11 protein-coding genes are annotated in these 12,588 nt (G+C 59.7%); 7 read left to right on the top strand and 4 right to left on the bottom strand.

Going from position 1 to position 12,588, the window contains the following annotated elements:
• The first annotated feature begins 100 nt into the window (after positions 1–100).
• Both AB4O36_RS02445 and groL read left to right on the top strand, forming a co-directional pair.
• Positions 101–394: a co-chaperone GroES gene (locus AB4O36_RS02445; RefSeq protein ID WP_460121372.1), complete on the top strand. Its 294-nt coding sequence runs from the start codon at positions 101–103 to the stop codon at positions 392–394.
• A gap of 49 nt (positions 395–443) precedes the next feature.
• Complete coding sequence (gene groL / locus AB4O36_RS02450) at positions 444–2,090, top strand: chaperonin GroEL (protein WP_460140983.1); 1,647 nt, start codon at positions 444–446, stop codon at positions 2,088–2,090.
• 219 nt (positions 2,091–2,309) lie between these two features.
• Here groL and AB4O36_RS02455 read toward each other — a convergent pair whose 3' ends face one another.
• Positions 2,310–3,053, bottom strand: coding sequence for a phosphatase PAP2 family protein (locus AB4O36_RS02455; RefSeq protein ID WP_460140984.1), 744 nt, complete (start codon positions 3,051–3,053; stop codon positions 2,310–2,312).
• A 219-nt stretch (positions 3,054–3,272) separates the two neighbouring features.
• Between AB4O36_RS02455 and colR the strand changes: the two genes are divergently transcribed.
• The 5 genes from colR to AB4O36_RS02480 all read left to right on the top strand — a co-directional run bounded on the left by colR (position 3,273) and on the right by AB4O36_RS02480 (position 6,998).
• Positions 3,273–3,956 carry a two-component system response regulator ColR gene (colR, locus tag AB4O36_RS02460; protein ID WP_460121378.1) on the top strand — a complete coding sequence of 228 codons (684 nt, stop codon included), beginning with the start codon at positions 3,273–3,275 and terminating at the stop codon, positions 3,954–3,956.
• The gene (locus tag AB4O36_RS02465; RefSeq protein WP_460121380.1) at positions 3,946–5,229 is read left to right on the top strand and encodes a sensor histidine kinase; all 1,284 of its coding nucleotides are present in this window, start codon (positions 3,946–3,948) and stop codon (positions 5,227–5,229) included. The genes colR and AB4O36_RS02465 overlap by 11 nt, the downstream gene beginning before the upstream one ends.
• 152 nt (positions 5,230–5,381) lie before the next feature.
• Entirely contained in the window at positions 5,382–6,050 is a 669-nt protein-coding gene (locus AB4O36_RS02470) for a class I SAM-dependent methyltransferase (protein ID WP_460121383.1), read from the top strand.
• Positions 6,051–6,054: 4 nt separating this feature from the next.
• Positions 6,055–6,768 carry a lipopolysaccharide kinase InaA family protein gene (locus AB4O36_RS02475; RefSeq protein WP_460140985.1) on the top strand — a complete coding sequence of 238 codons (714 nt, stop codon included), beginning with the start codon at positions 6,055–6,057 and terminating at the stop codon, positions 6,766–6,768.
• A gap of 2 nt (positions 6,769–6,770) precedes the next feature.
• The gene (locus AB4O36_RS02480) at positions 6,771–6,998 is read left to right on the top strand and encodes a hypothetical protein (RefSeq protein ID WP_460121386.1); all 228 of its coding nucleotides are present in this window, start codon (positions 6,771–6,773) and stop codon (positions 6,996–6,998) included.
• A 161-nt stretch (positions 6,999–7,159) separates the two neighbouring features.
• On the opposite strand, the gene AB4O36_RS02485 is transcribed toward AB4O36_RS02480, so the two are convergent.
• The 3 genes from AB4O36_RS02485 to AB4O36_RS02495 all read right to left on the bottom strand — a co-directional run bounded on the left by AB4O36_RS02485 (position 7,160) and on the right by AB4O36_RS02495 (position 12,585).
• A complete protein-coding gene (locus tag AB4O36_RS02485) occupies positions 7,160–10,189 on the bottom strand; it encodes a multidrug efflux RND transporter permease subunit (RefSeq protein WP_460140986.1) in 3,030 nt (1,009 codons plus the stop codon).
• A 13-nt stretch (positions 10,190–10,202) separates the two neighbouring features.
• Positions 10,203–11,351 (bottom strand): efflux RND transporter periplasmic adaptor subunit, encoded by a 1,149-nt coding sequence (locus AB4O36_RS02490; RefSeq protein ID WP_460121389.1) that lies wholly within the window; start codon positions 11,349–11,351, stop codon positions 10,203–10,205.
• 133 nt (positions 11,352–11,484) lie between these two features.
• Positions 11,485–12,585 (bottom strand): DUF1513 domain-containing protein, encoded by a 1,101-nt coding sequence (locus tag AB4O36_RS02495; protein WP_460140987.1) that lies wholly within the window; start codon positions 12,583–12,585, stop codon positions 11,485–11,487.
• Positions 12,586–12,588: the final 3 nt, after the last annotated feature.

The following is a 12,588-nucleotide window of genomic DNA, read 5'->3' on the forward strand; positions in this document are numbered from 1 at the left end:
CAGCGGTTCGCTTGTCGAGCCGCACCCGGCACCGCCGGACTTTGTTAAACCCGCCGGGATTACACCGGCCGATGAAAACCACAATTAGGAGAGATCGACAATGAAGCTTCGTCCTCTGCATGACCGCGTCGTTATTCGTCGCAGCGAAGAGCTGAAAACCACCGCTGGCGGTATCGTCCTGCCAGGTTCGGCTTCCGAAAAAGCCAACAACGGCGAAATCCTCGCTGTAGGCACCGGCCGCGTACTGGACAACGGTGAAGTGCGTGCACTGTCCGTAAAAGTGGGCGACAAGGTTGTGTTCGGTCCTTACTCCGGCAGCAACACTGTGAAAGTCGACGGCGAAGACCTGCTGGTAATGGCTGAGAACGAGATTCTCGCTGTTATCGAAGGCTGATTCCCCGCTCATTTTCCCGTTACTACAAAGTATTTAAGGAATATCGATCATGGCTGCTAAAGACGTTAAATTCGGCGATTCCGCCCGCAAGAAAATGCTTACCGGTGTCAACGTCCTGGCTGACGCGGTAAAAGCGACCCTGGGCCCGAAAGGCCGTAACGTGATCATCGAGAAGAGCTTCGGCGCTCCGACCATCACCAAGGACGGCGTTTCCGTAGCCAAGGAAATCGAGCTGGACGACCGTTTTGAAAACATGGGCGCGCAGCTGGTCAAAGACGTTGCCTCCCGTGCCAACGATGACGCCGGCGACGGCACCACCACCGCTACCGTTCTGGCTCAAGCCATCGTCAACGAAGGCCTGAAAGCCGTCGCTGCCGGCATGAACCCGATGGACCTCAAGCGCGGTATCGACAAAGCGGCCATCGCGGTCGTCAAAGAGCTCAAGGCTCTGTCCAAGCCATGCGCTGACACCAAGGCTATCGCTCAGGTGGGCACCATCTCCGCCAACTCCGACAACTCCATCGGCGACATCATTGCCGAAGCCATGGAAAAAGTCGGTAAAGAAGGCGTGATCACCGTTGAAGAAGGCTCGGGCCTGGAAAACGAACTGTCGGTTGTAGAAGGCATGCAGTTCGACCGTGGCTACCTGTCCCCGTACTTCGTCAACAAGCCGGACACCATGGTTGCCGAGCTCGACGGCCCGCTGATCCTGCTGGTCGACAAAAAGATCTCGAACATCCGCGAAATGCTGCCAGTGCTGGAAGCCGTTGCCAAAGCCGGTCGTCCACTGCTGATCATTGCCGAAGACGTTGAAGGCGAAGCCCTGGCGACTCTGGTTGTGAACAACATGCGTGGCATCGTCAAAGTTGCTGCCGTCAAGGCACCAGGCTTCGGCGACCGTCGCAAGGCCATGCTGCAGGACATCGCCGTCCTGACCGGCGGCACCGTGATCTCCGAAGAGATCGGCCTGAGCCTGGAAAGCACCACCCTGGAGCATCTGGGCAACGCCAAGCGCGTAACCCTGTCCAAGGAAAACACCATCATCGTTGACGGTGCTGGCGTTCAGGGCGACATCGAAGGCCGTATCGCTCAGATCCGTGCCCAGGTTGCCGAAACTTCCTCGGACTACGACCGTGAAAAACTGCAAGAGCGTCTGGCCAAGCTGTCCGGCGGCGTTGCAGTGATCAAGGTTGGCGCTGGTTCCGAAGTTGAAATGAAAGAGAAGAAAGCCCGCGTTGAAGACGCCCTGCACGCTACCCGTGCAGCCGTTGAAGAAGGCGTGGTACCTGGCGGTGGTGTAGCGCTGATCCGTTCGCTGCAAGCCATTTCCGAACTGAAAGGCGACAACGCTGATCAGGACGTGGGTATCTCGGTTCTCAAGCGTGCCATCGAAGCTCCGCTGCGTCAGATCGCCGCCAACAGCGGTGACGAGCCAAGCGTTGTGGTCAACGAAGTCAAGAACGGCAAGGGTAACTACGGTTACAACGCTGCGAGTGGCGAATACGGCGACATGATCGAAATGGGCATCCTGGACCCAACCAAGGTGACCCGTTCGGCTCTGCAATCGGCCAGCTCCATTGCCGGTCTGCTGCTGACCACCGAAGTGGCGATCGCTGATGCACCGAAGAAAGACGCTCCAGCTGGCGGCGGCATGCCAGACATGGGCGGTATGGGCGGCATGGGCGGCATGATGTAAGCCAGCCTTACCCCTGTAACGAAAAACCCCGCCGGCGAAAGCCGGCGGGGTTTTTTATTGCCTGTCATTTTCGACCTACACCAAACCCTGTAGGAGCGAGCATGCTCGCGATGGACGTCAACGATAACGCGGGCAATCTGACAGCCCGCGGTGTCCGGACTTCCATCGCGACGGTTCGACGCCTCGACATGCTCGCTCCTACAGGGGGCAGGGGTAGTGTCAGGCGCTGGCCGGTTGTGCCTTGCTCACGCGCTCATCTTTTCCGGCCGGCCGATACAGGATCCAGTAATACGATCCCAAACAAATCAGCCAGCAGAAAATGGCCGTCCATACGTTGTGCGAGAAAAAGTGCGCCCCCTGCATCATCCGTCCCACGGAAAACACCGTGCCCAGGGCGAAGGCAAAGACAAACGCGGCGCGCGCCAGTCGTGGCCGCCGATCACGCAGCACAAAAAACAGTGCGAACAGGGTGAAACCGGTCGCGGCGTGTCCCCCGGGCCAGCAGCGGCCGGGTTTGTTGGTGGGCGGGCGAGGGCTGAGCAGTTTGCTGTAGGTCTCGTGGCCGCCGAATTGCTCCAGGCTCCATGGACACTGCACCGCCGTCACTGCCTTGACCGGCGTGACGAAGGAGGTTGCCAGCCCCAGGGACAGCACCAGGCAACCGAGTTCGCGTTTGAACGGTTTAAGCCGGTGGATGAAAAACGCCCCGATGAAGCCGAGTATGGCGAACACTGAAAACGCGATAACCATTTGCTTGGCGCGGTCATGCAGGATGTCTTCAAGGAAGTAACTGTGGCGCCCGATGAAATCCTGCGCCACCGGGTCATAGAACAGCGTGGCCAGGTCCATGTCCAGTGACGTCAGTTCGAGCAGCACCAAAACAATCGCCGCAATGGCGGGAACACCCAGGTACAAACGCCAATTGAGCGCGCGCGATGCCGGGCGGACGGTGGTGGAAACCATGGCAGTTCCTTGATCGGTTAAAAATACTTGAAAGTGCAGCCGCGCGGAGTGTGGGCAGAGGGGTGTCGTCTGTTTGTGAATCGAGGGTGAAAAAGTCGTTAAGCACTTGCAGGCTTGAAAAGCCGCAAATACAACTGCAAGAGATTCTGGTCCTGAGCCACACTTGGCCTTAAGCTGCGCGAGCCAAGACGGCCGTTACCGTGTACGCAGGAGGTGCCCATGCGAATTCTATTGGTTGAAGACAACCGCGATATCCTGGCCAATCTGGCCGATTACCTGGGGCTCAAAGGCTATACCGTCGATTGCGCTCAGGACGGTTTGTCGGGCCTTCACCTGGCAGCCACCGAGCATTACGACCTGATCGTGCTCGACATCATGCTGCCCGGGATCGACGGCTACACCCTGTGCAAACGCCTGCGGGAGGATGCCCGCCGCGATACGCCAGTGATCATGCTCACCGCCCGTGATCAGTTGGACGACCGTCTGCAGGGCTTCAAGTCCGGCGCCGATGACTATCTGATCAAGCCTTTCGCCCTGTCTGAGCTGGCCGCGCGGATCGAAGCCGTCATGCGTCGCACGCAGGGCGGCGGCCGTCGCGCCCTGGAGGTTGGTGACCTCAGCTATGACCTCGACACGCTGGAGGTCACCCGCGAAGGTCGCTTGCTGAAGCTGAACCCGGTTGGCCTCAAGTTGCTGGCCGTGTTGATGCAGAAAAGCCCCCATGTGCTGCGTCGGGAAATTCTCGAAGAGGCCCTGTGGGGGGATGATTGCCCGGACAGTGACAGTCTGCGCAGTCACGTCCACCAATTGCGTCAGGTGATTGACAAGCCATTTGCCAAACCGCTTCTGCACACCGTGCATGGTGTGGGATATCGCTTGGCCGAGGGCCGTGATGGAGTTTAAGCAAAGCCTTGCCCAGCGGATCATCATTGCCTTTGCGCTGATGAGCGCGCTGGTCGCCGGGGCCTTCGCCATGGGCATTGTCGCGACCGTGCACCTGGTGGAAGAAAAACTGATTTCGGCAGGACTGGGCGGTGACTTGCAACGTCTGTTGTTGATGGACAGCGTTTCGGACTGGAGCCATCGCCCGGAACCGGACCAGTTGTTCTATTTCAGCGGCGGACCGGGAGACTTCGAGCTGCCCAAGGACCTGCGCCATCTCGATCCAGGGTTTCATGAGGTGTTTCGCGAGCAATTGTCGTATCACGCCATGGTCGAGGTGGTCGATGGCCGGCGTTACGTTTTGCTCCAGGATCAGAGTGATTTCGAGGAACGCGAGCGCGTGCTGTTCGCGGTCGTGTTGGTCGGTTTTGTACTGAGTCTGGCGCTGGCCGTGTTCCTTGGCTGGATACTGGCGCGCAAGGTGATGGCCCCCGTGGTACGCCTGGCGCGCCAGGTACGCCACCGTGATCAGTTGTTGGGCCTGGCGCCTCCGCTGGCGCCGGACTACGCCGCCGACGAAGTGGGGGAGCTTGCCGTGGCGTTCGACGTCACGCTGGGCCGCTTGCGCCAGGCATTGACCCGCGAGCGCTTGTTTACCAGTGATGTCAGCCATGAATTGCGCACGCCACTGATGGTGCTGGCCACGTCCTGTGAATTGCTGTTGGAAAACCCCGGCATCGACCAGCGTGGTCGGGCGCAGGTCGAGCGTATCGCCCGTGCCAGTGAGGAGATGCGCGAACTGGTGCAAACCTTCCTGATGCTGGCCAGGGCCCAGCGTGAAGATGCCAGCATGTCGCCGCAACAGACGGTTGACCAGGTTGCCGACGACCTGCTCGGCCTCTGGCGCGAGCCGATCGAGAACAAGGGATTATCGTTGATCGTCGAGCCTGGGAATCCCACCAGCACCCGCTACAACTCCACGTTGCTGCACGCGGTAATGGGCAACTTGTTGCGCAATGCATTGCATTACACCGAACGAGGTTTCATCCGCTTGACCTTGACGGCGACCGGGTTCCGGGTGGAGGACAGTGGCGTGGGAATTCCCGAGGAGAAACGCCAGGCGATGTTCGAACCCTTCGTGCGAGGTGACGAAAAGCGTGGAGATGGGTTGGGTCTGGGGCTCTCGCTGGTGCAACGCATCTGCGAAAACCAGGGATGGAGCGTGAACCTGACGCACATGGAGCCCAATGGCTGCCGTTTTGAAGTTGAACTGGGCGCTCGTCCCGCCGGTTGAATCCGTGTTCGCCATCGCCCGTCCAGTCGAATCATGTAAAACCTTGTAATGCTTTGAGGTTTTACATGACATTTTTTTCACAAACGCATGACCTGCCGCTGACACGTCGCTCCTTAACGTGATTGTCATCAGACGATCAGGAGTGCTTGGTGATGGCCGGCCCGATTAAACTCGATTTTTCCGAAAAGTACGACGACACACACGCCGAAAAATATTTGCGCAAACACAAGAACGGTTTTTCGCGCCGATTGTCTCACTGGCGTGACGAGCAGTTGGCGCGCAAAGCATTGACCCTGGCCGGTGAACCCGGACTGGTACTTGATTTGCCTTGTGGTGCCGGGCGTTTTTGGCCATTGCTGGCGGAAAAACACAATCGCGTGATCATTGGCGCGGACAACTCCGAGTCAATGATCAAGGTCGCAATGGCTGCGCAACCTGCCGAAGTCGTGAAACGGGTACAACCTTTGCACACTTCTGCGTTCGACATCGCCTTGCCTGATAACGCCGTCGACAGCATTTTTTGCATGCGCCTGCTGCACCACATTGGTGAAGCCGAGCATCGACTGGCGATTCTACGTGAATTCGAACGCGTCACCCGCGACAGCGTCGTCCTTTCTCTCTGGGTCGACGGCAATTTCAAGGCGTGGAAGCGTCAGCGTTCAGAGCTTAAACGTGGGCAGGAAGGTTACCAAAACCGATTTGTGTTACCGGTAGCTACGGTCGAAAAGGAATTTGAACAAGCGGGTTTTCGAATTCAGGAACGACTGGACTTTCTACCGTTCTTCGCCATGTGGCGAGTTTATGTATTACGCAAGAGGTAACTCAATGGCAGCGCAGTGTGCGGCGGGAACGAACAATACTCTGGAAGATCGTTTCGACTTCTACTGGAATCAACGCGGCGAATGGGTCGAAGAACCAAACGTTCGTCGCGGTGGCGAAAGTGGCGTCCAGCGCGTCAAGGGTGACGATGGTCAGTTGCTCTACGCCAAGCGTCAGACCGGGCACATTTACCGCAGTTGGCTGCACCCGTTCGGTCGCCCGACGGTGTTGCGTGAACGTGATGCGCTGATCGGTGTACAGCGTTTAGGTGTGCGAGCGCCTGAGATCGTCTTCTGCGGCGCGCAACGCGACCCCGCCCACCAATGGCGCGCCTTGCTGGTGACCAAGTCACTGGATGGGTTTGAGGAAATCGCCCATTGGTACGCCGGCGGTGGGCGCGAGCACTACAGCGAGGCCGTGCAGGACCGTGTATTGAAGAGTGTCGCCGAGAACCTGGCGTTGATGCACTTGGGGCGTTGGCAGCACAGTTGCCTCTACATGAAGCACGTCTTTGTCCGGGTCACCGGCGAAGGCGAGTCCGCCAAGGTGGAATCCGCCGTGATCGATCTGGAGAAATGCCGGCAGCGCTTGACCGCCTATCGCGCCGCTTCCCATGACCTGAAACAACTGCGCCGCCATTCGTCGTTCAGCGACACGGAGTGGAAAAAACTCGTCTATTTTTATGAGACAGCGTTTGGCAGCGCTATCAAGGGTTTATAGCGATGAAACTAGAAATTGCACGAGGTTTGTTCCTGGTAGGAGCCTTGGCAGTTGCTTCATTGGCGGTAGCGGCTTGGGAGCAGCCGCGCACACAGGTTCTCGGTTCAGCGAACGGGGACGCTCGTTGCCCCATGCCGCGGGTTGCCAAGGTGTCGGCCACAACACAACCCGATCATGACTTGTTACTGTTCATGTTCGGTCTTTCTCAAGGACTGAGGCCGCAAAGTTGACCCATTCAAGCCCCCCGGAAAAGGCCTCGCCAGATGCGAGGCCTTTTTTTTGCCCCTGTCCCTGTAGGAGCGAGCTTGCTTGCGATGGCAGTGTGTCAGGCGCCATGTTCGCTGACTGATGCACCGTCATCGTCGGATCGCCGCCCGGAGCAAGCTCGCTCCTACAGGGAGCGGTCGGGCTTCGCCAGCACGGTGTACACGCACGGCAAGACGAACAGGGTGAACAGCGTGCCGATCGACATCCCCGTGGCAATGACCGTCCCGATGTCGAAGCGGCTGACGGCACCTGCTCCCGTGGCGATGATCAGCGGGACCATGCCGAAGACCATGGCTGCAGTGGTCATCAACACTGGACGCAGGCGGATGGAGGCGGCTTCCTCGACGGCTTCCCGGGGTGTCAGCCCCTTGTCCTTGCGTAACTGGTTGGCGAATTCGACGATCAGGATCCCGTGTTTGCTGATCAATCCGATCAGCGTCACCAATCCGACCTGGGTGTAGATGTTCATGCTGGACCAGCCCAGGAACAACGGCAGCAACGCCCCGCAGATCGACAGCGGCACCGTCACCAGAATCACCAGCGGGTCGCGGAAGCTCTCGAACTGAGCCGCCAGCACCAGGAAAATGATTGCCAGCGCCAGGGCAAACGTCACCCACAGCGCAGTGCCTTCCTGAATGTATTGTCGCGAGGCCCCGGCATAGTCGATGGCAAAGCCGGCTGGTGCTTCTTCCCGAGCGATCTGGCGCACCACGTCGAGGGCCTCGCCCATGCTCACCAGCGGCACGCCAGAGAGGATGGCCGAATTGAGCTGTTGGAACTGGTTCAACTGGCGTGGTCGTGCGCGGTCGGTGACGGTGATCAGGGTCGACAGGGCCAGCAGTTCGCCCTTGGTGTTCCTCACGTAATAGTTGTTCAGCCAGTCGGGGTTGTCGCGGAACGGTCGTTCGACCTGAGCGATGACCTTGTAGCTGCGGCCTTCAATGGTGAAGCGGTTGATTTCCGCTTCGCCCAGCAATGTCGCCAGCGTGCCACCCAGGTCCTGCATGGACACGCCCATCTGCGCAGCCTTGGCGCGATCGATATCGACCACGACTTCGGGCTTGTCGAACGCCAGGTCGACGTCGACGAAAGCGAACTTGCCGGACTCCATCGCGCGCTTTTTCACCCGGTCCATCACCTGCAGCAACGAGTCGTAATCGCTGGCGGTGTTGATCACGAACTGAAACGGCAGACCCTCGCCGGTGCCCGGGAGGGAAGGCAGGTTGAAACCGAATACCTGCAAGCCGGCGATGCTGTCGAGCTTGCTCTGGACCTCGGGCAGAATTTGCATCTGTGTGCGGTCACGTTCGTTCCACGGCTTGAGCAGAAAGCCGCCGACACCCGACTGCACACCGTTGAAGCCGTTGATCTGGAATGACGAGTAGTACTCCGGAAACGCCTTGAAGATATCGATGAATTCGTTGGTGTAGGTGTTCAGGTAGTCGAGGTTGGTTGGCTGCGGCGCATTCGAGATCATGAAGACGATGCCCTGGTCCTCGTCAGGTGCCAGTTCCGATTTGGTGAACATCAGCAGGGCCGGGATCAGGCACAGCACGATGACGGCAAACACCAATACCACCGGACGTGTATTCAGCGTGCCGTGGAGCAGGCGCTGGTAGCGGCGCTTGAGACTTTCGAAGATCAAGTCCAGACGATGTGCCAGGCCCGTCGGGTTTTCGTCGTGGCGCAACAATACGGCGCACATCATCGGTGACAGGGTCAGGGCGACGATGCCGGAGATCACCACGGCGCCGGCCAGCGTCAGGGCGAACTCCTTGAACAGCGCGCCGGTGAGGCCGGTGAGGAAGCCGATGGGTGCATACACCGCCGCCAGGGTGATGGTCATCGAGACCACCGGCATGGCGATTTCCCGGGCACCTTCGATGGCGGCGTCCAACGGCGTCTTGCCTTCCTCGATATGCCGGTGGATGTTTTCCACTACCACGATGGCGTCGTCCACCACCAGGCCGATAGCCAGCACCATGGCCAGCAAGGTCAGCAAGTTGATCGAATAGCCCATCATTTGCATGAAGAACATCACGCCGATCATCGACAGCGGAATGGTGACCACCGGGATCACGACCGAACGCAGGGCGCCGAGGAACAGAAACACCACGACAATCACGATCAGCACGGCTTCGAACAGGGTCTTCACCACCTCATCGATGGAGGCCTGGATAAACAGCGTGGCGTCGTAGGCAATCTCGCCCTTGAGGTTGGGCGGCAACTGGGCCTCAAGGTCCGGCATGATCTTGCGCACTTCCTTGATCACGTCCAGTGGGTTGGCGCCGGGCGTGGCCTTGATGCCGATGTACACCGACGGCGTGCCACCGAAGGAACTGATGCTGTCGTAGTTTTCCGCGCCCATTTCCACCCGTGCGACATCGCGCAGCAGCACTCGGCTGTCGCCTTCGACCTTGAGCGGGATCGCCGCGAAGGCCTCGGCGGATTTCAGTTCGGTGTTGGCATTGATGCTGGTGACCACGTACTCGCCTTTCACTTCGCCAGCGGCGGAGAGGAAGTTGTACTGGCGCACCGCGTTGGTCACGTCGCTGGCGCTCAGGCCAAAACCTGCGAGCTTGACCGGGTCCAGCCACAGGCGCATGGCGAACACCTGGTTACCGAGAATCTCGGCTTCGGCCATGCCCGGCAGCGTCGCCAGTTTGGGCTGGATGACTCGCGACAGGTAATCGGTGATCTGCGGGTTGCTCAGTTCCTTGCTGAAGAAACTGATGTACATCAGCGCCGAGGCGTCCGCCGCTTCCTTGCTCAGCACCGGGTCTTCGGCGTCCTGGGGCAGTTGGTTTTTCACCTCGTTGGCCTTGGCCAGCAACTCCGTGAACAAACGGTCGCTGTTGGAGCCGATGCGTGCGTAGATGGAAATGATCGAGAAGTTCTGACGACTGACCGAGGTCATGTAATCAATCCCCTCGGCGCTCGCCAGGCTCTGTTGCATCGGCTGGGTGATGTAGCCCTGGATGGTTTCGGCATTGGCACCGGGGTACGCGGTGGTGACCGTGATCAGGGCGTTTTCCATTTGCGGATACTGGCGCAGCGGCAGCTTGCTCCAGGCCTGGAAACCCAGCAGCACAATCAACAGGCTGACCACGCAGGCGAGCACCGGGCGGCGGATGAACGGGTCGGTAAAAGCCATGGGAATTCCTTGATCAGTCCGCACGCGGCGGGCTGTTCTTCTCGCCTAGGGTTTTGTCGTCGCTGATGGCAATGCGTGCACCATTGTCCAGTTTGATCTGGCCGGCCGTGACCACTTTCTCGCCGTTTTGCACGCCCTTGGTAATCACCACCACACCTTCGCGGCGTTCGCCGGTTTCGATGAAACGACGTTCGGCGATCAGGATCGGCTCACCCTTGTCGTTTTTTTCCACCTCGCCGCTCTCGGTCTTTTTCTGCGCGACGATATACAGCGAGTTGCCGTACAGCGTATAGGTGATGGCGCTTTCCGGCACGACGATGCTTGGTTTCGGATCGGGCAGCATCACCTGCAGGTTGGCAAACATGCCCGGCAACAACTTGCCGTCCGGGTTAGCCAGGGTCGCACGCACCTGCATGTTGCGCGTGCTGTTCTCGAGTTTCGGATTGATCGCGCTGATCCTGCCGGGGAAGGTCTGGGAGGGGTACGCCGCGACCAGGATATCGACGGGCTGGCCGAGGGCAATCTTCGGCACCGACTGCTCGGGCACGAAGAAGTCGACATAGAGGCTGCTGAGGTCTTGAAGCGTAGCGATCACGGCGCCGCTCGCCAGGTAATCGCCAACGTCCACCTGGCGAATACCGATGGTGCCGGTGAACGGTGCGGCGATGCTCTTCTTGCCAAGGGCCGCCTTGAGCTGATTGACCGTGGCCTTGCTCTTTTTCAGCACGGCCGACAGTCGGTCGAATTCACCTTTGGAAATGGCCTGGCTGCCAACCAGTTGGCTACCGCGACCATAATCGAGCTGGGCCAGCCCAAGGTCGGCCTCGGCGGTTTCGAGCAAGGCTGATTCGACCTTGCTGTCGAGGCGCAGCAGCGGCTGGCCGACCTTGACCTTCTGCCCGGATTCGAACTGCAGGTCGATCACGGTGCCGTCGGTCTCCAGGCTCAGGTCCACACCCTGCAAGGCCTTCAGCGTGCCAACACTGGGCAGACGCGCCTGCCATGGCTGCTCGCTGGCCGTGGCCACGGCGACACTGATCGGTGGTTTTGGCGCGGAGAAGGTCTGAATCATCGTGTAGATGGACCAGGCCTTGTAACCGGCCAGGATCAGCACGATCAACAGAACAACACCCAACATGATCAGCATGCGGCGACGCAGCATATTTCCAGTTCCTTGGAGAAATCAGGCGAGACAGACCGGCACATTACCGCGACTGGGAAGGGGATTCCAACTGATAGAAATCACAGGGGTCACCGTAGCCACCGGCACAGGCACGCCGGTGGCTACAGGTGTGTTACGCCATCAAGTGCAGATGGTTGTCCCAGAGCCCCGCCGGCAGCTCCAGCGGTTTTGCTACAAGGTTTGTCTGGCGGCAATCGTAATAACGGCAGCGACCTTGTCCCGACGTCACGACAAAACCGTCGGCCACGGCACCGACCCCGGCGCAATCGGGCAGCGGCGCATCCAGGCGCACTTCACCGCTGTCCAGGTCCCAGATGAAAAAGCGATTGCCCCTCGGTGCAGTCAACGCCACCAGGCGCAAGTCGCTGTGCACGGCGACGCTGGCGGTGTAGTGCCCCATGGCCTGCAATTGGTGCTCGGGCACCGGGAACGCCACGAACGGCTGGCCGGGACGCTTGATCGCCAGCAACTCCGAGGACTCGTGGGACGGCCCCATGAATTGCTGGCCGGCGACGATGGTGCCGTCGCTGGCAATGCCAAGGTGGCGCACGCTGTTCATCTGCTGCGCGAGGGTTTCCTTGCTCAGCAGGGTGCCGTCGCGTTGCATCAGCACCAGGCTCGGCTCCATGGCATCGAGGTTCATCTCGACCCGGCTTTCGGCTTCGGTGCGAATGCCGCCGTTGGCCACCACCAGGGTTTCGCCATCGGGTAGCCACGACACCTGATGCGGGCCGATGCCGTGGGTGGAGATCTCGCCGCTGTGCACCAGGCGTTCACCCTCGAACTTGTACACGCCGAGCAGGCCGCGGCCCGGGTCGGACGTGTCGTTTTCGGTGGCGTACAGCCAGTCGCCACCCTTGTGGATCACCGCGTGCCCATAAAAATGCCGGTTCGGTTGCGAGACCACCGTCTGCAGCAATGTGCCGTCGCGCAGGTCGACCAGGTAGCTTTCGGTGCCAGGGCGCCGTGCGACGAACAGGGTGATCGGCAGCGTCGGGTGATTGATGATGTCGTGGCAGCGCTGGCCGACCTGGGTGGCGAACACCCGGGTGCCGTCCAGTCGATAACCGACGGCATAATGCTTGCCGTCGCCATCGTCCCGCGCCGACAGCAGCAACGGGCTCTGGTCCTTTTGCTTGAACAGCTTCCAGCCGCCCAGCGTCACTGCTCCCAGCAGCAAACTACCTAACGTCAGAGCCTGTCGTCGCAGCATGGC

This window comes from Pseudomonas sp. S2_E01 (genome assembly GCF_054668365.1).

Bases quoted from the DNA above. Each gene is read 5' to 3' on its own strand.
- AB4O36_RS02475 (WP_460140985.1), top strand. From the start codon at position 6,055: ATGGCAGCGCAGTGTGCGGCGGGAACGAACAATACTCTGGAAGATCGT.
- AB4O36_RS02485 (WP_460140986.1), bottom strand. From the start codon at position 10,189: ATGGCTTTTACCGACCCGTTCATCCGCCGCCCGGTGCTCGCCTGCGTG.
- AB4O36_RS02495 (WP_460140987.1), bottom strand. From the start codon at position 12,585: ATGCTGCGACGACAGGCTCTGACGTTAGGTAGTTTGCTGCTGGGAGCA.
- AB4O36_RS02470 (WP_460121383.1), top strand. From the start codon at position 5,382: ATGGCCGGCCCGATTAAACTCGATTTTTCCGAAAAGTACGACGACACA.
- AB4O36_RS02445 (WP_460121372.1), top strand. From the start codon at position 101: ATGAAGCTTCGTCCTCTGCATGACCGCGTCGTTATTCGTCGCAGCGAA.
- AB4O36_RS02490 (WP_460121389.1), bottom strand. From the start codon at position 11,351: ATGCTGCGTCGCCGCATGCTGATCATGTTGGGTGTTGTTCTGTTGATC.
- groL (WP_460140983.1), top strand. From the start codon at position 444: ATGGCTGCTAAAGACGTTAAATTCGGCGATTCCGCCCGCAAGAAAATG.
- AB4O36_RS02455 (WP_460140984.1), bottom strand. From the start codon at position 3,053: ATGGTTTCCACCACCGTCCGCCCGGCATCGCGCGCGCTCAATTGGCGT.
- AB4O36_RS02480 (WP_460121386.1), top strand. From the start codon at position 6,771: ATGAAACTAGAAATTGCACGAGGTTTGTTCCTGGTAGGAGCCTTGGCA.
- AB4O36_RS02465 (WP_460121380.1), top strand. From the start codon at position 3,946: ATGGAGTTTAAGCAAAGCCTTGCCCAGCGGATCATCATTGCCTTTGCG.
- colR (WP_460121378.1), top strand. From the start codon at position 3,273: ATGCGAATTCTATTGGTTGAAGACAACCGCGATATCCTGGCCAATCTG.